General features: G+C 62.0%; 19 protein-coding genes. 8 read left to right on the top strand and 11 right to left on the bottom strand.

Annotated features, from left to right (window positions below):
* Positions 1-22 precede the first annotated feature (22 nt).
* On the top strand, positions 23-1,231 hold the full coding sequence (locus tag ACYQ14_RS07670) for a YncE family protein (RefSeq protein ID WP_459886696.1): 1,209 nt from the start codon (positions 23-25) through the stop codon (positions 1,229-1,231).
* Between the two features lie 180 nt (positions 1,232-1,411).
* Here ACYQ14_RS07670 and ACYQ14_RS07665 read toward each other — a convergent pair whose 3' ends face one another.
* Entirely contained in the window at positions 1,412-2,692 is a 1,281-nt protein-coding gene (locus ACYQ14_RS07665; protein ID WP_459886693.1) for a cation:proton antiporter, read from the bottom strand.
* A 79-nt stretch (positions 2,693-2,771) separates the two neighbouring features.
* Positions 2,772-3,209 (bottom strand): CopG family ribbon-helix-helix protein, encoded by a 438-nt coding sequence (locus ACYQ14_RS07660; protein ID WP_283834848.1) that lies wholly within the window; start codon positions 3,207-3,209, stop codon positions 2,772-2,774.
* Positions 3,210-3,311: 102 nt separating this feature from the next.
* On the opposite strand from ACYQ14_RS07660, the gene ACYQ14_RS07655 reads away from it, so the two are divergent.
* From ACYQ14_RS07655 to ACYQ14_RS07640, 4 genes are all read left to right on the top strand, one after another.
* Entirely contained in the window at positions 3,312-4,520 is a 1,209-nt protein-coding gene (locus ACYQ14_RS07655; protein ID WP_459886689.1) for a GTP-binding protein, read from the top strand.
* The gene (locus ACYQ14_RS07650; protein WP_459886686.1) at positions 4,521-5,882 is read left to right on the top strand and encodes a CobW family GTP-binding protein; all 1,362 of its coding nucleotides are present in this window, start codon (positions 4,521-4,523) and stop codon (positions 5,880-5,882) included.
* 49 nt (positions 5,883-5,931) lie between these two features.
* A complete protein-coding gene (locus ACYQ14_RS07645) occupies positions 5,932-6,429 on the top strand; it encodes a TspO/MBR family protein (RefSeq protein WP_459886683.1) in 498 nt (165 codons plus the stop codon).
* 149 nt (positions 6,430-6,578) lie between these two features.
* Positions 6,579-8,216, top strand: coding sequence for a hypothetical protein (locus ACYQ14_RS07640; RefSeq protein WP_459886680.1), 1,638 nt, complete (start codon positions 6,579-6,581; stop codon positions 8,214-8,216).
* 55 nt (positions 8,217-8,271) lie between these two features.
* Here ACYQ14_RS07640 and ACYQ14_RS07635 read toward each other — a convergent pair whose 3' ends face one another.
* The 7 genes from ACYQ14_RS07635 to ACYQ14_RS07605 form a co-directional block, all read right to left on the bottom strand.
* Positions 8,272-9,951, bottom strand: a complete 1,680-nt coding sequence (locus ACYQ14_RS07635) for an aldehyde ferredoxin oxidoreductase family protein (RefSeq protein WP_459886677.1) — start codon at positions 9,949-9,951, stop codon at positions 8,272-8,274.
* 62 nt (positions 9,952-10,013) lie between these two features.
* The gene (locus ACYQ14_RS07630; RefSeq protein ID WP_459886675.1) at positions 10,014-10,352 is read right to left on the bottom strand and encodes a HalOD1 output domain-containing protein; all 339 of its coding nucleotides are present in this window, start codon (positions 10,350-10,352) and stop codon (positions 10,014-10,016) included.
* A 121-nt stretch (positions 10,353-10,473) separates the two neighbouring features.
* Positions 10,474-11,142, bottom strand: coding sequence for a helix-turn-helix domain-containing protein (locus ACYQ14_RS07625; protein WP_459886672.1), 669 nt, complete (start codon positions 11,140-11,142; stop codon positions 10,474-10,476).
* A 105-nt stretch (positions 11,143-11,247) separates the two neighbouring features.
* Positions 11,248-13,203 carry an AMP-dependent synthetase/ligase gene (locus tag ACYQ14_RS07620; RefSeq protein WP_459886669.1) on the bottom strand — a complete coding sequence of 652 codons (1,956 nt, stop codon included), beginning with the start codon at positions 13,201-13,203 and terminating at the stop codon, positions 11,248-11,250.
* Positions 13,204-13,434: 231 nt separating this feature from the next.
* Entirely contained in the window at positions 13,435-14,355 is a 921-nt protein-coding gene (locus ACYQ14_RS07615; RefSeq protein ID WP_459886666.1) for an MBL fold metallo-hydrolase, read from the bottom strand.
* 60 nt (positions 14,356-14,415) lie between these two features.
* The gene (locus ACYQ14_RS07610) at positions 14,416-14,631 is read right to left on the bottom strand and encodes a hypothetical protein (protein WP_459886663.1); all 216 of its coding nucleotides are present in this window, start codon (positions 14,629-14,631) and stop codon (positions 14,416-14,418) included.
* A gap of 70 nt (positions 14,632-14,701) precedes the next feature.
* The gene (locus ACYQ14_RS07605; protein ID WP_459886661.1) at positions 14,702-15,385 is read right to left on the bottom strand and encodes a helix-turn-helix domain-containing protein; all 684 of its coding nucleotides are present in this window, start codon (positions 15,383-15,385) and stop codon (positions 14,702-14,704) included.
* A gap of 155 nt (positions 15,386-15,540) precedes the next feature.
* On the opposite strand from ACYQ14_RS07605, the gene ACYQ14_RS07600 reads away from it, so the two are divergent.
* Entirely contained in the window at positions 15,541-16,083 is a 543-nt protein-coding gene (locus ACYQ14_RS07600) for a DUF7529 family protein (RefSeq protein WP_459886659.1), read from the top strand.
* A gap of 36 nt (positions 16,084-16,119) precedes the next feature.
* On the opposite strand, the gene ACYQ14_RS07595 is transcribed toward ACYQ14_RS07600, so the two are convergent.
* On the bottom strand, positions 16,120-16,899 hold the full coding sequence (locus ACYQ14_RS07595; RefSeq protein ID WP_459886657.1) for a DUF5806 family protein: 780 nt from the start codon (positions 16,897-16,899) through the stop codon (positions 16,120-16,122).
* A gap of 193 nt (positions 16,900-17,092) precedes the next feature.
* Here ACYQ14_RS07595 and ACYQ14_RS07590 point away from each other — a divergent pair, with 193 nt between their 5' ends.
* On the top strand, positions 17,093-18,229 hold the full coding sequence (locus ACYQ14_RS07590; protein ID WP_459886654.1) for a thiolase family protein: 1,137 nt from the start codon (positions 17,093-17,095) through the stop codon (positions 18,227-18,229).
* A 203-nt stretch (positions 18,230-18,432) separates the two neighbouring features.
* A complete protein-coding gene (locus tag ACYQ14_RS07585; protein WP_459886651.1) occupies positions 18,433-18,756 on the top strand; it encodes a hypothetical protein in 324 nt (107 codons plus the stop codon).
* Between the two features lie 3 nt (positions 18,757-18,759).
* Here ACYQ14_RS07585 and ACYQ14_RS07580 read toward each other — a convergent pair whose 3' ends face one another.
* The gene (locus ACYQ14_RS07580) at positions 18,760-21,021 is read right to left on the bottom strand and encodes an amino acid permease (protein ID WP_459886648.1); all 2,262 of its coding nucleotides are present in this window, start codon (positions 21,019-21,021) and stop codon (positions 18,760-18,762) included.
* Positions 21,022-21,171: the final 150 nt, after the last annotated feature.

The following is a 21,171-nucleotide window of genomic DNA, read 5'->3' as shown; positions in this document are numbered from 1 at the left end:
GGGGCCGTTACAACGAAAGGGTATGGTGACCCCAACCACTCGACGACGACTCGTACAGGCCTTCGGCGGCGGATTCGTCGTGGCTCTCGCGGGATGTACTAGTGAAGGTGATGACGATAACGGCGACGACGGACACGATGACCACGACAACGGCGATAACGAGAACGGCGATGGGCCGGGGAGCGAGGGGCTCGTTTACGCCTTTGGTCCCGACGCGATCGGAATCATCGACCCTGAAGACGGCGAACTCATAGAGGAGATAACTGACGACGACCTCGACGGCTCCGAGTGGGGCGATCCGCGAATCTCACGGAATCACGAACGGATTTTCGTCAACGAAGGGAGCCGGGATCAACTGCTCGTCGTTAATACCGAGAATCAGGAGATCGAAGAGTGGATCGACGTCGGCGGCGATCCGACGCATATCTACAACCTGGTCGAGGGAGAGATCTGGACCCACGCCGACGACGAGGGAACGTTCTACGTCGTCGATTCGGAGGAGTTGTCGGTGATCGACGAGGTCGATATCGCCGACGGCGGCCACGGAAAACTCCTCTCCCACGACGACCTCGGCGACGACGCCTACGCGATGAACGTCACCGAAGCGGCGGCGATCGGCGTCGATCTCGACGCTCGTGAGGCTACCGACCCCGTCGAACTCGAGGACGCCGGTGGAACGCACTACAAGGCCTACGCACCTGAGACGGGCTATGCGTACGCCCAGCAGACGAATGGCGGAACGGCCGTTATCGACACCGAGACCGACGATGTGGTCGATGTCCTGGACTTCGACGGCGGCATGTATCTCTCGCCGGACGACGAGTTGCTCGGATTTATCCTCGACGACGAGATCCGCTTTGTCGACGCGACGAGCGAGGAGAGCGAGGTCGTCGATTCCGTCGAGGTCGACGGCGAACCCGCGGCGCTTCGCTTCCACGAGTCCGATAACGGCCTGTACGCGTTCACCGCGAACATCGGATCGGCCGACGTGGTCGTGATCGACGTCGACGAAATGGAGGAAGTCGATCGCATCGACGCGGGCGAGGTCGATGGCGAGTATCGTGCCGGCGTCGCCGGCGGCGAGTACTTCTTCACGCCGTCGGATACTGATGGAACAGTTACGGTCGTCGACATGGAAACCCAAGAACTCGTCGAGACCGTCGAGGTCGCCGACGGCGTAGACACCGTCCAGTACGTCGGCGACTCGGGAGTGGGATACTCGAGCGAGTAGCGATGTGACCAGGTTCCGGCGACTGCCGGAACCGTTTCGGATCGAACGGAGGTGCTTCGTGCCAACGATTTCCGACCGCCACCCTCCGTTCGATTTCAGGCCGTCATCGGCTGATCGGCGACGCGAGTGCGGTCGGTCCCTGAATTGTCCACATTCGGCGGATCAGGTCCCCGATTTCGGTCACACTCCTTCTCGACGCCGTTCGATCGCGTTCATCACCGGACTCGCGGTCACGCCGTGGATGATAATCGAGGTCAGCACGACGAATCCTACGATTGCCCACAGCCGCTCTGCGGCGACGACGAGTTCGAGTTCCGCGAACGAAACGTGCGCCAGTGCGAACGCAAGGTAGTAGAACGAGCCGATGCCGCGGATCCCGAAGAAGCTCACCGCAACCCGATCGCCCCACGGCGCATTGGAGCCGACGAATCCAAGGAGTCCGGCGAGGGGTCGAACGAGGAGCACGATGGCGAGCCCGATGACGATGTCGATCTGCGTCAGCGGTGCGAGCAGGCCATCCGCAATCGCGGCTCCGAACAGGACGAGCACGGTCGCCATTAACGACCGCTCGACGAGCGCGGCGAAATCGTGTAACTCCCGGTAGTACTCGTGTTCCCACTCGTAGCGACGGAGCTCGAGCGCTCCGACGAACACCGCGACGAACCCGTACCCGCCGAGCAACTCTGCGACCCCGTACGCAAGCAACGTCGTCGCAAGCGCTTCGGCTCCCGACATGATCTCCGCTCGTCGGGACGGCGTCGGCGTTTGAAACACGACTCGAGCCATCAGGTGTCCGATTACGTACCCGCAAACGAGGCCAGCCCCGATCCTGTAAAAGATGTCGACGAGAATCCAGTCTGCGAGCCACGTCCAGTTCGACGCCCCGTTCGCCGCGGCGACGGCCAATGCCAGATACGTGAACGGGAACGCGAGGCCGTCGTTGAGACCGCCTTCGGACGTCAGCGAAAACCGGATCGACCCCCACCGATTGACGGAAGCGCGTTCTTCCTCGAGTTCCGTCAGCGGCGCTCCGGCTTCGACGTCCGAGGCCAGAACGGGGTCCGTAGGGGCGATTACTGCTCCTAACAGGATCGCGGTCGCCGGGTGAAGCCCGAGTACACTCCAGCCGAGTACCGCGATGGCAGCGATCGTCACCGGCATCGTGATCCCGAGCAATCGCCAGGTTGCACTCCAGGTACGCCATTCGAACGGGCGATCAATTTTCAGTCCCGCCCCCATCAAAGCGATGATGACGACCAGTTCGGTCAGGTGCTCGGTCACCGTCGAGTTCCCAACGGGGTCGACCGTCGGCGCACCGGGGACGACCGCAAACAACCCAGCGCCGAGCACGACGTAGAACATCGGCAGCGAAAGCGGTTTTTCGGCCAGAATTCGAGGCAAGAGGATCGCGCCTAACAGTCCGATGGCGACGATAATAAGGGCGATCTCGTACGCACTCATCGCGATTTATTACATCATCGAACGCGTAAACGAAGATGCTTGCGTATTGCTCAGGACTTCCGTCGGGATCGGTCGTGCCTCAATTCTCGTGCAACCCTCGCTCGCCGATTGCATCGACCGCATCGAGCGGTACGAGCGAGTATTCGACCGTTTTGACGCGCTCGATCGAGCGAATCCGGCCGACGAACGTCGAAACGTCCTCGAGATCGGTCTCGAGGACGAAGCAGTCGAGACAGTAGTCGTCGACGTGACTGTGATCCGTCGAGGAAATGCGTTCTTCGTACTCGTGACGTAACTCCGTGACGCGACGTTCGACGTGTTGGGTATCGAAATCGTACAGAACGGTGACGATGGCGGCGAGTTCGCGACCTGCGAGTTGCTCGTTTTCGAACTCCGAAAGGAGGGTCCGTGCGCTCTCGCGAACGACTTCGCTTCGTCCGGTGTACTCGTGGTCCGCGGCGAACTCGTCGAGTCGTTCGATCAGTTCGTCGGGCATCGAGACGCTAACGACGGCCATATATCAATCTGTGTCGCTAGTTTAATAGGATTTATTATTACCTGTCCGTTCATAGGGCAATAACTAGTATTAAGTCAGACACGGATCATACTAGGTCACACTATGAGTGACGACCGAATTCCGGTAACAGTTCTGAGTGGGAGTCTCGGTGCGGGGAAAACGACGGTTCTCAACCACGTTTTGACCGCGGACCACGGGATGGATGCCGCGGTCGTGGTAAACGACATGGGAGAAGTAAACGTCGACGCGGAGGCGGTCACCCAACAGTCGGATCTGGGCGGCGACGAGGAGATCGTCGAACTCTCGAACGGCTGTATCTGCTGTCGCCTTCGTGGGGACATGTTAGAGGAAGTCGGACGCCTGGCAGACCAGCGCGAGTTCGATTACCTGATCGTTGAATCCTCCGGCATTTCGGAGCCGATCCCCGTCGCCCAGACGTTCGCGATGGGCTTCGAGGACGCGACGTTCGATCCGACCGACACCTACGCGCTCGATACGATGGTCACCGTCGTCAACGCCCACAGCTTCTGGGAGTCGTTCGACTCCGGGTCGGCGCTTTCTGAGGGCGAGATCGACCCCGAATCCGGACGAGTCCCGGAGGAAGTGTTGCTCGACCAGATCGAGTTCTGCGACATCATCCTGCTCAACAAGTGCGACCTCGTTCCCGACGACGCCCTCGAGGAGATTGAAGCCGTCCTCGAGGTGCTCCAGCCGCGAGCCGAGATCCGCCGGACGGAGTTCGGGAACGTCGAGACGGCCGATATCCTCGAAACCGGACGGTTCGACTTCGAGGCCGCCCAGAATTCGGCGGGCTGGAAACACGAACTCAAACACGAACACCACCACGATCCGCAGGAAGAACACGGCGTGACTTCCTTTTCCTACGAACGGGACCGACCGTTCCACCCCGAACGAATCGCCGCACTCCTCTCCGACCTGCCGGACGAACTCATCCGCGCGAAAGGGTTCTTCTGGAGCGCGGGCCGCGAGGATATCGCGATGGGGATCGACAAAGCGGGTACCTCCGTTCGGGCGGGCCCCTCGGGCCAGTGGCTCGCGACGCTCCCCGAGTCCCAGCGCGAGCAGTACTTCGCCGCCAGACCCGGCCTTGAGGAGGATTGGGACGACGAGTGGGGCGACCGGATGACCCGCCTCGTCTTCATCGGCCGCGAGTTCGACCCGGAGCCCCTCGTGGATCGACTCGACGACTGTCTACTCACCGACGAGGAGTACGCCAACGAGGACTGGGATCGGTACGCCGATCCGTTCGAACCGGAAGAACGACGTGAACTCGCGCTCGCGGATCAGTAAATGTCCGTTCCGGTTACCATCCTCTGTGGCGGGCTCGGCGCAGGCAAGACAACGTTGCTCTCGCAGTTGCTCGAGTCCGACGACCGTGATATCGCCGTCCTCGTCAACGACGTCGGCGAGGTGAACGTCGACGCGGACCTCGTCGAAGCGCGCACCGACCTCGAAACGGGCGACGAGGTCGTCGCCCTCGAGAACGGCTGCATCTGCTGTAGCCTTGGGAGCGAACTCTCCCGGTCGGTTATCCAGCTTTGGAAGGAACACGAGTTCGACTACCTCGTCGTCGAAGCCTCCGGTGTCGGCGAACCGGAGCCGATCGCCCGCCAGTTTGTTCGCGGACCCGCGGGCGGCCCCTACGATCTGGACGCCGTCGTCACCGTCGCCGACGCTCGCCTCTTCTACGATACGTTCGTAGACGGGGACGAAAAGCCGGTCCGGCAGGGTCCCGACGAGAGCGGTTCACGTCCGATCGCCGACCTCCTGCTCGAGCAAGTTGAGTTCTGCGATCTGCTCGTCCTCAACAAGTGCGATCTGGTGAGCGAGGCCGAACGAGACGAAGTCGTCGCCGTCCTCGAGACGCTCCAGCCGCGGGCAGATATCGTGACCACGGAGTACGGTTCCGTGGACCCGAACGAACTGCTCGAGAGCCAGCGATTCGATCTCGAGGCCGCACAGGAATCTGCGGGCTGGAAACAAGCGGTCAAAGAGGGAGCCGATGGTTCGGATGGTGACGACGAAGGCCACGAGCACGACGATTCGCACGGTCACGAGCACGCAGATCACGATCGTGGTGATCACGGAGACGGGGACGGTCACGCTGATCACGACCCCGATCACGCTGACCACGATCACACTGACCACGATTCCGCTAACCACGACCACGTTCATCCGCCCGAACGGTACGGAATCGAGGTTACGACCTTCCATCGAACTCGTCCCTTCCACCCCCGGCGACTCCTCGAGTTCCTCGAGGACGTTCCGGACGGTCTCGTCCGCGCGAAAGGGCTCTGCTGGATCGCCGGCCGCGAACGGGCGGCGATCACGATGAGCTACGCCGGAACCGAGACGAGCCTCGAGGTAACCGGACGGTGGATCGCCAGCTTCTCCGAGGAGCGCCAGGAGGCCTATCGCCGCGGCCAACCCGACATGCCGTGGGACGAGGAGTGGGGCGACCGCGAGAGTCGGCTCGCGCTCATCGGTCGGAATCTGGACCTCGAGGCCCTCGAGTCGCGACTCGAGGACTGTCTGCTCACCGACGCCGAGATGGACGAAGCATGGGACGCCTACGAGAACGACGCTCCGGCGGCGATGGGCGAGATGATAACGATTTCGTCCGGAAACGCCCCTGACTTGCCAGACGCGTAGACGAGGGGGTACACTCCGGCTATAATAGCCTCGAGCGTGTCCGTTCGCCATGGCATACGGCTTTCGTTTGCCGGATCTCGAGCCTCGTCCGATAGCCGAACTCGTCGGATTCGTCCTGCTGGTCAACGTCGTCGGAAGCGCCCCGGCGCTGGTCACCTCGACGGAGACGGCGTGGTTCCGAAGTCTCGCGAAACCGTGGTTCTATCCGCCTTCGATCGCGTTTCCGATCGTCTGGACCGTCCTGTTCACGCTGCTGGGGATCGGGCTGTGGCTCGTCTGGCGATCAGAGGGCCCAGGACGCCGACTCGCGTTTGCCCTCTTTGGAGTCCAGATGGTCTTTAACGTGGCCTGGACGCCGACCTTTTTCACGCTACAACAGCCGCTGCTCGCGCTCGGCGTTATCGCCGTCCTCCTTGTTCTGGTCGTCGCCACCATCGCCGCGTTTCGGCGCGTCGACCGGACTGCGGCCGCGTTGTTGGTTCCCTATTTCCTCTGGGTCGCGTTCGCGACCGTTCTCACGTTCGAAATCTGGCGATTGAACGCCTGACGAAGACGTCGCTTGGACCCTCAGCCGCGTCTCCGCTCGAGGAGTCGGCATCTCCATCGAGAAACCGTTAACACGTAATCACGAAAACGGACGCCTATGAACGCGCTCGTCCTTGCTACCGAAACCGCCGTCGCCCCGCTCGAGCAACCGTGATCGGCGTCCTTCGGCGGATTGCCCTCGTCACCGTCGTCCGACACCGAGTCGAGGTGCGGCGACGGCTTCGCCACCCCCAGATACTCGTCGCGCTCTCGATTGGGATCGTCGTCGGGGCGATAGCCGTCGTCGGCTCGCTCCCGCTGGGTGCCTACGAGCACGTCTGGCCCCAGCCCGGCGCCTACCACTACGGCGCGCTCGCGGGCGAGAACGGACCCGCGGTCCTCGGGCGGGCCCGCGAAATCGGCGCGATCGGCGTCGTCGCGATCACCGCACTGACGGCGCTCAGCGCGGTCACGAGCGACGCCTGGGAGGAATCTCCTCCGGAACTCGTGACGGCGATTTCGGTGCCGGAAGCGATCCTCGGCGTGCTAGGGGACGAACTCCTCGAGAGTAGCTGGTTCGTCGCCCCCGTCGTCGGTGCGGGCGCGCTGGCGTTCGCGGCTGGGACGGGATCCCCGGCGACGCTCGCGGGGGCGACTGCGGGTGTGGTTGCCATCGCACTCACCGGACTGCTCCTCGGTGCCAGTCTGGGGCTGGGTGTTCGCGCCGTGCTCCGTCGCTCGTCGCGACTCTACGCCGCTCGGTACGCGATTGGCATGCTGAGCCTTTTTCTCACGTTCGTCGTCCTCTCGTTCAGTCGGCAGATCGGAAATCGCCTCGCCGCGACGCCGCTTGGCTGGTACGGCGACGTGCTGGTCGCGACGACGCCCGGCGTCGCCTCGAGTCCGCTCCGCGTCGGCGGCGCACTCACAGCGCTGGCTGTCGTCTTCGCGGGCTGTCTTCCGCTGGCGATTCTGGCCGGTCGAACGCTCTGGTTCGACGAAACTGCCCGGAGTGGCGAGGAGACGGAACGAGACGACGAGGGGGGAGAACCGGGCGACGACGCGGCCGAATCGATGGGGAGGGGACTGCTGGGCCGTTCGACCGATCGGTTCGTCGGTCGCCCCACGGCGGGTGTCGCGCAGGCGACCTGGCGACGGATGCGCCGGTCACCGCGGGCAATGACCTATGTCCTTCTGCCGATCGGGTTGCTCTGGCCGGTCGTCATCCAGCTTTCGTGGGTGTTCCCCGGGCTCGTCCCCGTCCTCGTCATAACCTACCTCGCCGTCGCCGTCGGCCTCGGGACGACGCTCAACCCGATCGGTAACGCGCGGGTCGCGTTGCCCGCGATCCTTACGACTCCCGACGGACGGCGATCGGTGCTTCAGGGACACGCGTTAGCCGCGCTCGTTCCGGGTGTCCCGCTGGTCGTGATCGTCGCGCTGGTTGCGGGCGTCGCGGGCGGCTATTCGCCGATCGAACTCCTCGCGCTGATACTCGTCGCGGCCGCGCTCACGACCGGCGGCGTCGGCGTCTCGCTCGGAATCGGCGCGTGGCTCCCGAACCTCGAGGGGCCGGCGACCTCGGCGACGCTGACGCCGCCCGAACTGTATGCGATGGTCGCGTTCCTGTTCGTAATGAGCGTCCTCTCCGCGCCGGCGATGGTGGGACTCGGATTTACCGAGCCCGTGGGTTCACAAGCCGTCGTTGCGGTGTTTGCGGTCGCGGCGACGGGCGTGTGTTGTGTCGTCGCTGGTTGGCTCGGCTACCGATACGCCCGGCGGTCGCTCGAGGCCTACGAAACGACGTGACTCGAGAATTGAACCGGCTCGAGAGCGAAACCTGCGGAGAAAACTGGCTCCGCGATCAGTCGTCGGCGGGCGCGCCGCCTTCGACTTGCTCGGTCGGGACGGTGCCGTCGTCGTTCCAGCCGCGCTCGCCGTAGTACTCCTCGAGCGCGCTGTCGAAGTCGGGGAGCTCGTAGGGAAGCGTGTCCTCGTCCGTATCGAAGCCGCGCTGGTTGTTGAAGTGGCGCTCGAGGGTGACGATCCGGCCGCCAGTCTCGAGAAGCGTTTCGTAGTCGGCGTCGAGCAAGGTTTCGAACCGCTCGTCGGTCATGAAGTCCCGCGAGAACTTGCAGATGACGCCGCTGTCTTTGACCGCGTTCATGTTCTCCTTCTCGACGACCTTCGGCGGCTTGCCCTCGAGACCTTCCTTTTCGAACGCCTTGTCGGCGTCGACGAGGGGGTACTCGAGCGAATAGAACTCAGCGTACATGTGGTCTGCGCCGCGGTTGGAGGTCGCAAAGGAAAGGCCCTGTCCGTTGAGCGTGCGGCCGTCGTGGGCGGGGAACTCCATCCCCTTGACGCTCCAGTTCTCGACGCCAAGTTCGTCGTGGAATCGGTCGACCCCTTCCGCGAGTGTGTCACCGACCCCTTCTCGGTGGGCGATCTTCTCGACGAGGTCGTGGATCAACTCGACGTTGCCGAACTCGTCTTCGCTCTCGAGGTAGGCCGCGACGACGTCCCCACAGGAGATGGTGTCCAGCCCGAGTTCGTCACAGAGCTTGTTCGATTTCATCACGTCGACGATGTCGTCGACGCCCGAGTTCGAGCCGAAGGCCATCACGGTTTCGTACTCCGGTCCTTCTGTCTCGAGGCCGCTCTCCTCGTCTCTGGTCGGGAGTTTGCAGGCGAACGCACATGCCGAACAGGTTCCTTTCTGGTATTTCTTCTCCGCGACCGCGTCGCCGCTTATCCCCTCGGCCCCGTCGAAGGTGAGCTCGGAGAAGTAGTGCGTCGGCAGGGCACCGACCATGTTCGCGTACTCGGTCACCGAGGTCGTCCCCTGCTCTTTCATGATGTGGTCGGACTGGGCGGCCTCGCGGTGGACGTCCATCTGCAGCGGTGGAATCTCGACCTCGCGGGTCGAGTCGCCGTCGAAGGTGATTGCCTTGACGTTCTTCGAGCCAAGCACCGCCCCGAGTCCGCCGCGACCGAACGCTCGCTCTCGCGAGGTCATGATCGAAGCGAATCGAACGAGGTTCTCGCCGGCGGGTCCGATCGTGACGGTGTTTTCGGCGTCGAGACCGTGCTCGTCGGCGATGTACTCGCACGTCTCGGTGGTTTCTGCCCCCTCAAGTTCAGGGACTTCCTCGAACTCGACGCCGTCATCGGTTATATGGATGACGAGCAGTTCGTCGCTCTCACCGGTGATCTCGACGGCTCCGTACCCCGTCGCGGTGAAGTTTCGCGAGAGAAAGCCGCCGGCGTTCGAAGAGAGCAACCCGTCGGTCAGCGGTGAAACGGCCGTCGCTGACATTCGGCCGGTGAAACTCATGGTCGCGTGTTGCATCGGCCCCGTCGCCAGGTAGAGGCTGTTTTCCGGACCGAATGGGTCCGCGTCGAAGGGAACCCGGTCGTGGGCTAACTTCGTTCCGACGCCGCGACCGCCGATGAACGACTCGAGCACGTCGTCGATCTCCTCGAGATCGGCCGTTCGATCGCTCACGTCTATCGAACACAACGGTCCCCGTGCATTTTTCATGTGAATTTCTGCGACGTGAAGTTGCAAAACGCTACCGGTTCGACCAGTCAGGACGATTCGTGTCAGCGCTCCGTCGAGCCGCCCTCGGCGGAACTTGTCACTGTTTCGACTGGTACCCTGATTTCGACGCGTTTGCTGTCTCTCACCACGATCTGGAGGTTACCGACCGTCACCGTCGCCGTTCCCTCTCGAGGGACCGAGTTCGTGTTCGCGAACAGTTGATCGAGCGCTTCGGGGTCGACGTGCTCGTAGAGCGGGCTCACCTCCTCGTAACTGCTCGTCGGAATCCGTTCGAGGAGACGAACGATTGCGCCAGTCGTTCCCTCGTTCGCCTGAATTGTCGTCTTATACGTGACTGTTTCTCCGGATCTCTGTGGATGCGTTCCCGATGAATCTGACATGGAATCCCTTGTTTGGCGTCGATTCGTCAACTCTGTGTCGTAGTACGTTCTCGCCCTCCCTCAATATCGTCCTTAATGTCTTTAGGTTCTTTTCCGTCATCCGATTGCTGTCCAGTTCCCGTCACGACGATTTCTCACCTCGATCACCGCGCATCACGGTCTGTGAGAGCACCGTCGTCAGGCCGCGTCGCAAACGCCCGGTGACAGCCGCACCCGAGACGCCGAGTTCGTTGCCGATTTCCTCGAGCGTCGCTTCCTTCGGATTCTCGAAGTAGCCTTCTTCGAGGGCGGTCACCAGTGTCTCGTACTGCTTGTCGGTAAGGTCATACTTCCTACTCGTCGAGACTTCGAGTTCCGCCTGTAATCGCTCGAGATCAAGACTGATGCCGTACTCGCGGACGCACTCTTGAAACGCTTCGATCCGTTCTTGCTCTTGGAACCTGATCTCGAAGCTCCAACCGTCGTCAGTCCCGACTCCTTCGATCAGCGTCGCGCGGGACTCGAGGACCGCGTCTGCGAGACCGGGAACCGAGTCGGACCAGCCGACTTTGTACAGTCGGCCGCCGTCGAATTGGTCGACTTCCGTTATCGTTTCGACGCCTCGATCCGATTGAATCGTGGATTCAATCTCGTCGTACTTTCCGTCGCTCCAGACGAAGATAAACGGCATGAGTCCGTGGTGCATTGGAACGACGCTTTCGAATTCGATAGCGAGATCAGAATGTTCCCGCAGTACGTTTCCAAAAGAAAACTCTTCAGGTGGCATCGTAAACTCAGCGACGAACGTCATTCCGTGGAGGATAGTATCAGCCCCGGCATAACCTTTCGGTCGAACTCGTCTCCTGAGTCGCTCGAGGTCGATTCCTGCGACGGGCAGATGGGGTTCGATACCGCGTTACTCCGCGTAGATCTCGTCGACCCGGTCGTCGAACCGCTCGAGGATAACGCGACGTTTCTTCTTCATCGTCGGCGTGAGCATGTCGTTTTCCTCGGTGAACTCCTGTGGGACGAGTCGGAACTGCTTGATCGTCTCGTGTTTCTCGAAGTTCTCGTTGACGCGGTCGACTTCCTTCTGAACGTACGCCTGCACCCGGTCGTCGTCGACGATCGCTTCGGGATCGTCAGGGAGGTCGATTCCTTCTTCTTCGGCCCACTCGAGGACGTGTGCGGTGTTGGGAACCAGTAGCGCGCCGACGAACTTCTCGCCGTCGCCGACGACCATACACTGTTCGACGACTTCGCTGGCGGCGAACGAATCCTCGATCGGCGCGGGTGCGACGTTCTTGCCGGTCGAGAGGACGAGGATCTGTTTTGCCCGCTCGCGGAACTCGATGTAATCATCGGGACGCAGGTGGACGATATCACCGGTCCGGAACCACCGTTTACCGTCCTCGTTTTCGGTGAACGCCCGGTCGGTCGCGCCGGGTTTGTTCCAGTAGCCCTGCGTGACGTTCTCCCCGTTGACGAGCAGTTCGCCGACCTCGCCCGGATCGTCGTCGAAGGTATCGTCGTCGGTGACCGACTCGTCAATTTTGACGTCGACGCCCGGGACGGCCGGGCCGATCGTTCCGACCTTCGGCTCCTCCATCGGGTTACAGGAGACGACGGGAGCGGTTTCGGTTAGCCCGTACCCTTCGTAGATCGGGAGGTCCATTCCGTGGTACAGCGTCGCCAACTCGGGAGAGAGGCTCCCGCCGCCGCTGATCAACATCTCGATCTCGCCGCCCAGCGCCTCTCGAACGGTCGAGAACACCAGTTTGTCCGCGATCGAGTGCTTGAGGTTCAGGATCGGACCCGGCGAGTCGGCTTCGTGGTGCTCCCGGCCGACGCCGGTCGCCCAATGGAAGATGCGCTCTTTGACGGGCGACTCGCTCGCCTGCTCGCGGATGGCGTCGTAGATCTTCTCGTACACGCGAGGGACACTCGTCGCGCTCTGGGGCTGGACGAGTCCGAAGTCCTCCTGAAGTGACTCCGTGTCCTCTGCATAGGCGACGCAGGCCCCGCTGGCGAACATCAGGAAGTGCCCCGCCGTTCGCTCGAAGACGTGTGCGAGGGGCAGGAACGAGACGACGGTCGTCTCCTCGTCGATAGCCGACACGTCCTCGCCCTTGTCCGGACGGGGACCGTAGCGCTTGCGTATCTGATTCACGTTCGCTCGAAAGTTCCGGTGGGTGAGCTGGACGCCCTTGGGCTTGCCCGTCGTGCCGCTGGTGTAGATCAGGCTCGCCAGATCGTCCATCGCGGGCTCGTCGACCCACTCCTCGTATGCCTCGAGATCAAAGTCCTCCTCGCCGCGGTCGTGGACCTCGGCGAGGGTCATGATATCGTCGCGGTCGTCGTACCCCTCGAGCCGGTCGATCGAGACGATGAACTCGAGGTCGAGTTCGTCTTCGACCTCGAGGACGCGCTCTAAGAGCTCTTCGTTCTCGACGACGACGCCCGACGCGTCGGGATCGTCGAGCAGGTATCGCACTTGATCCGGCGAGGAACTGGTGTAGACCGTGGTGATGACGCTCCCGATGCCGAGGAGGGCGAAGTCGGTCTGGGCCCACTCCATCCGGGTGTTCGAGAAGATGCCGACCCGATCGCCGGTCTCGACGCCGAGGTCACGAAAGCCCGCCGCGAGGTTTCGAACGATGTTCCGCATCTCCGTGTAGGAAATCGTCCGGAACCGTCCGGTGTCGGCCGCGGGAAGGATCGAATCGGTGAGCGACCGATCGTAAATCCCGCCCTTGTACTGCTGTGCTGGCCGGTTCGCGTGCCGCTCGGCACCGTTCTCGAACATTCGCCCGAGCGTCGTCTCCCCGATTACCTCGTCGTCGTACTCTCGTTCGGCATCCCGCCAGTTCATATACGTGTGACAGACGGTCCCGAGCGATAAAACATGTTGAAACGAGTTTCACATGTTTTCCGGTTTATCTGCTCGATTATCTCCGCTGGAGGAGCTCGAGGCCGCCTGAAGGGCCGATATCCGATGATCGTGCGAGGCGGAGGAACAGTTCGGCGGTCGCTACCATTGTTAACCGACGAGCTGGCGTCCCGTTCCAAAACTCGAGTTCGCGAATGGCCGATCGCCGGATTTTCACTCCCGGTGATCGAGATAGCCGAGGACGCCGCGGGTGTTCATCGTCGCTTCGGCTCGAGCCGCCCGCTCGCCCCAGGCACCGACCGAAGCGGCCTGATCCGCGAACTGATCAATGACCGCCTCGTCGTCCGCGAGTTCCTCGCGTGCGTCCTCGACGTCGCTCACCCACTCGCGAAGAACCGCCGCGTACTCCTCGAGTGCGGCTTCGGCGTCGTCGCCGACCGCTCGCGGCCCGAAGTGCGTGTACAGGAGCATGTCCGGATCGATCGCCTTCACCGTCTCGACGTCCTCGAGACACTGCTCGAGGTCGAAATTCGACGGCGGTGACGTCTCGTGAATTTCCTCGAGTTCGGGGACCCAGATCCCCGCGGCGTCGCCGGTGAACACCGCGTCGTTTTCGGGATCCTCGAAGACGACCTGGTGGGGCGCGTGTCCGGGCGCGGCGTGGACGCGAAGTTCGTGGTCGCCCAGATCGACGGTATCGCCGTCCTCGAGTTCGACGATTCGCGATTCGGGGATCGGCTCCGGTTCGGCGTAGAACTCCCAGCGATCGCCGACGGCTCGTTTCGTCCCCTCGACCAGTCTGGCGGGATCGGCGAGGTGGCCCGCGCCGATCGAGGGCACGTAGACGTCCGCGTTCGGACAGGCCTCGGCGAGCAGCCCCGCGCCGCCGGCGTGATCGAGGTGGATGTGCGTGACCGCGATCACCTCGAGGTCCTCCCGGTCGATTCCGATCTCGTCCATCGCCTCGAGGATCCGTTCGTAGTTCGTTCCGACGCCGGTTTCGACGATCGCCGGCCGATCGCTCTCGAGCACGTACGCCGCGCCGTATTCGTCGGTCCCGAACATTCCGGTGTCGACGTAGTAGAGGTCCGTGCAGTCGCCAGCCGTGACTTCGTGGACGTCGCTCGTTCCCATACCGGTAGCCCCGTCGCCGGATCGAATAAAAGCTGGTATCCCGGCCGACTCCGCTCGATTTCAGTTCGCAGCTTCGGTTCCGATCGCTTCGAACGTTCCGACGCCGCACCGACAGCCGTCCTTCCGGCCGATCGGTCGGACCTCGCCGTCCGACGCCTGCTCGGCGGCGTAGATCTCACCGCAAGACGTGCACATGGCGGCGACTTTGGTTTTCTCCGCTTCGCTCTCGGTAGATACCGATTCGACGGAGACCTCCGGAGTCGTACTTTTACTCATCACCCGAAGTAACGTCTCTCAGGGGGATACGACTCGTGCTTTGAACTCGAGACTGTTTATAAGAAACCGGCTACTCTCTCGGTTTCGTTCCGCCGGCAGGCGCCTCGCCCGTCGAAACCGTGAGGACGTTTCGAGTGAGGTTTCCGGTTGCCCGGCGAAGCCGCTGGGAGACCGCGTTTGTCGAAACCTCGAGCTCTTCGGCGATGTCTCCGATCTGTGAATCGCGGGGAACGGAGAAATACCCCATCTCGAGTGCGGCTACGAGGGCTTCGCGTTGTGGCGGCGTCAGGTCGTACTCTCGTTCTTTCGGTGCCGTCCCGTCGTATAGTCGCTCGAGTTCCAGCGAGTAGTTTTGCTCCCGAAAGTACTCCTGAAATTCTTTGAGTGTCTCCTGATCGACGAACTGGAGCTTGAGGTGCCAGCGTCCGTTGGCCGCCCTCGCCTCCTGGACGATCCCGTGTTTGTTGACGATCTGATCGATCATTTCCTCGATTTCCTCGGTCCAGGTGACGTTGAAATAGCCGATATCGTCGGTCACATCGATTACTTTGAGCTCTGAGATCGACGAATCGTTTCGAAGCGCGCTCTCGAGAGCGTCGAGATCGCCGTCCGTCGCCCAGAGAAACGGCATCACCCACTCCCGGCTGTGGGTCGCGAGCCGTTCAATTTCGATCGTCACGTTCGGAACCTCCTCGAAGGTTTCCTCGAGCGCGAACGCCTCCGCTGGGACCGTGAACTCGGTTATAATACTCACATGAGTATCACGTGCCCGATGAAGAAAGGTCGTTGGACCGGCCTGGCTGTTGGAACGTTCTCCACACCGCTTACTGTTGAGGACAATGCTTTTCCTCGAGACCGTTGGTGAAACACGTATGGACGAGACCCTCGACTCTCGTAGGTGGTTCGCCGATGACTGACGGAACGACGCCGGGATCGATGCCCGACGAGGCCGATCCGTGGCAGGAGTTACTCGCGGACGCGGCGGCCATCGAGGGCGAGTTCCAGACTGCGGGCTGGGAGACGACCTTCGTCGAACCGGAGGCGGTTACACCGGTCGATACCGACGATCGAGTCGGTCTTCGGGCGGCCGTTTCGGGCGACCAGTACACCACCGTCGAGGAGCTGATCGGTCGCGATGACGTCACGTTCGCCGCGGTCGATGTCTACTACCAGACGGAAGGTCAGACGACGTTCGTCCTCGCCGTCGAACGCGACGACTCGAGCGAACACGCCGTGTTGCTCCCGCTGTACTACGATATCCCCGATACACGGTCGATGCTCGAAGCCTCGCTCGCGGAGGGGCACCTCTTCGTCTACCTCGAGACGGCGGCCGACGAAACCGGTGAGGCCGACGGGACGAACGAAACCGAAGAAGGCGACGACCGGTGGATCGTCTTCTCCCACGACGAGCCGTCGCTGTTTATCGATGCAGTCGACGAACTCGAGGACTAACGCTCGAGTCAGAACGCTACCGCCGATTCGTTCCGCTCAGGCTTCGTCTTCTCGGAGCTCCTGGCTCGCGTCGCGGACGTCGCGCATCACCGACGAGATTCGTTCTTCGGCCTCGAGTTCCTCTTCGACCGAGAGGTCGACGCCCTCGACCTCGAGGAGGAACTTCGCGACCTCGGTCGACTCGTACATCACGTCGTCGAGCTCTTCGGCGGTGAAAAAGTCACACATCGCGCCGTAGAGGAAGGTCGCGCCGGCGGTTCGGATCTTGTCCTCGAAGGAGCTTCGAGCCTGATTGACGGCCTGGGGGGTGTACGTGTCCGTCATGAAGGGGACGAGTTCGGGGAGGTTCTCGCCGATTTTGGTCATCTCGACGCCGGTTTCGGTCCGAAAGTCAGAACAGAGTCGGGCGATGGCCCACTCGCGGGCCGTGATGTAGGTCCGATCCCGCAGGAACTCGTTGACCCGATCGTACTGTGCCCCGTCCATCTTCTGGAAGCGCGCGTACTTCTGGACGTCCGTCGGCACGTCGCTCTCGTCGGCCTCGTCGGGGTTCGGAACGCCCGGCATGGACTGTTCGTCTTCCGGGTCTTCGACGGATTCGCCACCGTCGAGAGTATCGGGGTCGTCGACTGCCGAATCGACGGTGGGAGTTTCCACAGGGGTGGACTCGCTCGAGTCGGAAGACCGAGGCGGTGATTCGCGCTGACCAGCGTCTCGTTCTTGCATCTCGTCCCGTTCAGGCCCATCGCCTTCCACCTCGTTCGATCCGGAGTCGTCCGATTCCGTCGACTCCGTCTGCGAACCGTCCTCGTTCATGACTGCTTATTCCCAAGGGCCAGAGATAAGGATTGTTCTCGACGCCGTTCATTCCCCGATCCTGTTACTCCGGTATTTTCGTCTCCGGCCGCTCCCTGGGATATTTTCTCGAGGTGCGACTGATGCGATAAACTCCCATTGCATTTCGAGTGGTTCTGTGTGTTTTAAGATGATAAAGACCGTCCAGTAGCCTATGTCACAGACGCCAGTTATCGCAGCCGCGTATCGCACCCCGCAAGGGAAAGAAGACGGCGTGTACGCTGACCTGCGAAGCGAAGATCTCTCCATTCCGCTTATCAACGAAATCCTCGCCGATAGCGGCCTCTCGAGCGACGATATCGACGATCTGATGTGGGGCTGTGCCCAGCAACGCGGCGAACAGGACAACAACGTTGCCCGCATTATTACACTGCTCTCGGATCTCGGCGAGAGCGTTCCGGCGACGACCATCAACCGCTGGTGTGCCTCTTCGATGCAGGCGCTCATCTCCGCGTCGGACGCCGTCGCCGCGGGTAACCGTGACGCGATCATCGCCGGCGGCGTCGAGTCGATGACCCGCGTTCCGATGGGCGAGAACACGATGGAGGTCCACCCGCGGATGGCCGCCGAGTACAACGTCGGCGAACTCCAGATGGGCATGACCGCCGAGAAGGTCGCCGAGGAGTTCGGCGTCACTCGAGAGGAACAGGACGAGTACGCCGCACAGAGTCAACAGCGAGCCGTCGAAGCGACAGAAGAGGGTCGGTTCGAGGACGAAATCGTTCCGATCGAAACTGAGGACGGTCCGATCACCGAAGACGAGGGACTCCGTCCGGGAACGACCCCCGAGAAACTCGGTGAACTACCGACGGTCTTCAAATCTGACGGCAGCGTCACCCCCGGAAACGCCTCCCAGATCTCCGACGGTGCCTCCGCGCTCCTCGTGACGAGCGAGGCGTTCGCCGAGGAGAACGACCTCGAGATCCTCGCGGAAGTCGGCATGAACAACGTCGCCGGCGTCGACCCCACGGTTATGGGAATCGGCCCGGTGCCAGCCACGAGAGGACTCCTCGAGCGGAACGGCCGCGATATCGAGGACTACGATCTGGTCGAACTCAACGAGGCCTTCGCCAGCCAGAGTCTCTACTCTCGAGACGAGCTCGGCATCGATCCCGACATCTTCAACGTCAACGGCGGCGCGATCGCGATCGGGCACCCGCTGGGTGCTTCCGGCGCTCGCCTGCCCGTCACGCTGATCCACGAACTCCAGAAACGCGGCGGCGGCCGCGGACTGGCGACGCTCTGTGTCGGCTTCGGACAGGGAGCGGCGATCGAGTTCGAGGTCAACTAAGCGGCGGTACCCTTCACCTTTTAGCCCAGATTTTACGAGGCCGCGAGCGAGCGAAGCGAGCGAGTCGGTCGAGATAAAAGGTGGTCGCGTCAGGGAGCGGCGATCGAGTTCGACGGTAACTGAGACGCGCTGGCCGTTGATTCTCGTTTCTGTGGTCGGATTGGGACGGAGCGATTTACAAGCTCGGAGCTCGAATTATCTCCATGAGCAACATCCTGCTGTTCGCGCTCATCTTCATCCCGTTGAGCATCCACCTCGGGGTCGTGGCGCTCGTCTATTACGATACGGGCCGGGTGCCCCTCGAGCGCAGGCGCTGGCTGTTGCTCGTCGGGTTGATCCCGATCTTCGGGTTTTTCATGTACCTCTTCGAGCGCAGCGAACTCGAGTACGACCCGTCGGAGGACCCCTACGCAGGCGGCGGCTACAACGTCCACCCCTCCCGCGCCGACGATTTTCCGCTCTCGAGTTCCGAGGATGGGAGAGAGGACGAACGGACGGAAACCGACGACGACGAGTGGGGCAGGTAGTCTCTACCCGCCGGTCAGGCGCTCCACGACTGCTTCTCCCACGGATCGGCGGGTCTCGTACGGAGCCCGGATCATGACGACGTTGTCGTCGCCTTCCTTCTCGACGGATTCGGCGATGGATCCGTACAGGATCTTCGAGACGGCACTCTTCTCGGAGACACCGGCGAAGACGGTATCGTACTGTTCGATCGCCTTGAGGACCGCGGACTGAATGTCGTCTGCGACGACCACTCTGGTATCGTACGATTCTGGCTCGAGACCGGCTTCTGTCGCGATATCGTCGATCGTCTCCTTCCCGAGTTCGATCGGATCGATCTCGGGATCGTCCGACGGCTGCTGGACGTTCAGTAGCGTCGGTTCGGAGTCCGATAGCTTCGCGAATTCGGCCGCACGACGAGCGGCAACCGGCGCATGTGGACCCGGGCCTGCCAGCGCGACGGGCGCGCCGATCTCACCGTTTTCGAGGTTCACGATCGAAACCTCACAGGACGCTCGTTGCAGGATCGGGTCGACGGTCGATCCGAAGACGGTGTCGCGGGTCCGCCGTTCTCCCCGCCAGCCGATCAGCACGTGATCGGCTTCTTCTTCCTCGAGGACCGTCAGGATCGTCTTGCCCACGTCGCGACCGACGATCGCACGGGTACGCAAGTTGACATCCAGATCCGCGGCGGCGTCGCGGGCGCTCTCGAGAAGTTGGCGTTGTGTTTCGACGCGCTCTTGTTCGAACTGAATGTTCTGCTCGAGCGATGTCTGACTGGGTACCTGAACGACGTTAACCGCGACGATTTCCGGTTCGCCGTTCTCGGCGTGAGTAGAGGCGTTGATCGCGGCGAGGCGCAACAGATTCCGCTGGGTTTCGGGGTTCGCGATCGGGACGACGACGGTGTAGCCGTCCGTCGACGCACCGGCCTCCGTCGAGTCCTCGACGATCGCTTCCCCCATGAGACTCTCGTCGACGTCTCGACGGCGAACGTATCCGAGATACCACGCGGCTCCCAGCGCAACGATCCCACAGCCGATCGCGATGACGAGCGGATCCATTTGCGTGATGATCGCGAACGACAGGACGACGCCAGCACCGGGAACCCAGGGGTAAAGCGCACTCGGTATCTCGAACGACGGGTCGTACTCGTCGGGATCGGCACGCCGAATGACGACGACTGAGACGTGAACGAGAGCGTACGCGACCAGGAAGCTGAAGCTGGCCACTTCGGCCAGCAGGGCTATAATCGCATCCACCTGCAGTCCGGCGGAGATCAGTAAGCCCGTCACAGCTCCGGTGGCTACGACAGCCCGGTGGGGCGTTCGAAACCTGCCGTGGGTCGCGTTCAACCAGTCGCTCATCAAGTTGTCCCGTCCCATCGCGAAGACGACGCGCGCCGCCGCGAGGATCGACGAATTCGAACTCGAGATAGCCGCAAGCACCGCTGCGGCAACGATTGCGACGACGCCTGCCTGGCCCATCGTCTCCATCGCGACATCCGAAACTGGAACGAGCGAGCCACCCAGTTCGTCGAACGGAACGATGCCGGTGCTGACGATCATAACGATCATGTAGAGGATCGTGACCAGAACGACGGAGAGGATCATCGTCAGCGGGATATTTCGGCCCGGATTCTCGACCTCTTCAGCGACGGTCGCGATAATCTCGAAGCCAAGGAACGTGACGAAGACAATGCCGGTCGTGGCGATGATCCCGCTCGGTCCTGTCGGGGCGAACGGCTCGAGATTGGCCGTATCGATGTAGAAGAAACCGACTGCGAGATAGACGATGATTATCGCCACTTCGATGCCGATCATGATGTTTTGGAACGTACTCGATTCTTCGGTTCCGTAGTAGTTGACCCCGACGAGGAAGCCAAGGCCGAGCAATCCGAGCACGATCACGAAGACGCGGCCATCGAGCACCGGCGCGGGTTCGACCAGATACTGTCCGAATCCGATCATGTAGAACGCGCTGGCGAACATCAGTCCGGTCCACATCCCCCAGCCGACGATACTCCCGAAGAAACTGCCGAGCGTGCGGTTGACGTAATGATAGCTGCCACCGGCGATGGGCATTCCGGTCGCCAGTTCTGAGAGCGAAATCGCTGCGAGCAACGCGACGATTCCCGCGATTGCGAACGAGAACGAACTCGCCGGACCGGCGCCTTCGGCCGCGATCCCCGGGAGAATAAAGATTCCAGCGCCGATCATCGTGCCGCCGCCCATTGTCATCGCCTCTGTGAAGCCGAGGTTTCGAGCGAGTTCTCCGTCGTCGGTCACGGAGTGCCCCCCTCAGCTGGCCCCCGACGTAATGACGAAATGAGGCGATTACCTTCCATTTGCCTCAAAACGTGCTTTTGGATGGAAAATCTTCGCCCTTGCATAGAGACAGACGGAGCCGTGACAACGCGGATTCGATCTGGGATAGCT

The sequence above is a fragment of the Halostagnicola bangensis genome, from assembly GCF_054653435.1.
This window is presented reverse-complemented; position numbering and strand designations above follow the sequence as displayed.

Excerpts from the sequence above, each read along its gene's own strand:
- ACYQ14_RS07630 (WP_459886675.1), bottom strand. The coding sequence starts at position 10,352 with ATGTCAGATTCATCGGGAACGCATCCACAGAGATCCGGAGAAACAGTC.
- ACYQ14_RS07620 (WP_459886669.1), bottom strand. The coding sequence starts at position 13,203 with ATGAACTGGCGGGATGCCGAACGAGAGTACGACGACGAGGTAATCGGG.
- ACYQ14_RS07625 (WP_459886672.1), bottom strand. The coding sequence starts at position 11,142 with ATGACGTTCGTCGCTGAGTTTACGATGCCACCTGAAGAGTTTTCTTTT.
- ACYQ14_RS07600 (WP_459886659.1), top strand. The coding sequence starts at position 15,541 with ATGACTGACGGAACGACGCCGGGATCGATGCCCGACGAGGCCGATCCG.
- ACYQ14_RS07610 (WP_459886663.1), bottom strand. The coding sequence starts at position 14,631 with ATGAGTAAAAGTACGACTCCGGAGGTCTCCGTCGAATCGGTATCTACC.
- ACYQ14_RS07595 (WP_459886657.1), bottom strand. The coding sequence starts at position 16,899 with ATGAACGAGGACGGTTCGCAGACGGAGTCGACGGAATCGGACGACTCC.
- ACYQ14_RS07590 (WP_459886654.1), top strand. The coding sequence starts at position 17,093 with ATGTCACAGACGCCAGTTATCGCAGCCGCGTATCGCACCCCGCAAGGG.
- ACYQ14_RS07660 (WP_283834848.1), bottom strand. The coding sequence starts at position 3,209 with ATGGCCGTCGTTAGCGTCTCGATGCCCGACGAACTGATCGAACGACTC.
- ACYQ14_RS07650 (WP_459886686.1), top strand. The coding sequence starts at position 4,521 with ATGTCCGTTCCGGTTACCATCCTCTGTGGCGGGCTCGGCGCAGGCAAG.
- ACYQ14_RS07585 (WP_459886651.1), top strand. The coding sequence starts at position 18,433 with ATGAGCAACATCCTGCTGTTCGCGCTCATCTTCATCCCGTTGAGCATC.
- ACYQ14_RS07645 (WP_459886683.1), top strand. The coding sequence starts at position 5,932 with ATGGCATACGGCTTTCGTTTGCCGGATCTCGAGCCTCGTCCGATAGCC.
- ACYQ14_RS07670 (WP_459886696.1), top strand. The coding sequence starts at position 23 with ATGGTGACCCCAACCACTCGACGACGACTCGTACAGGCCTTCGGCGGC.
- ACYQ14_RS07665 (WP_459886693.1), bottom strand. The coding sequence starts at position 2,692 with ATGAGTGCGTACGAGATCGCCCTTATTATCGTCGCCATCGGACTGTTA.
- ACYQ14_RS07615 (WP_459886666.1), bottom strand. The coding sequence starts at position 14,355 with ATGGGAACGAGCGACGTCCACGAAGTCACGGCTGGCGACTGCACGGAC.
- ACYQ14_RS07635 (WP_459886677.1), bottom strand. The coding sequence starts at position 9,951 with ATGAAAAATGCACGGGGACCGTTGTGTTCGATAGACGTGAGCGATCGA.
- ACYQ14_RS07655 (WP_459886689.1), top strand. The coding sequence starts at position 3,312 with ATGAGTGACGACCGAATTCCGGTAACAGTTCTGAGTGGGAGTCTCGGT.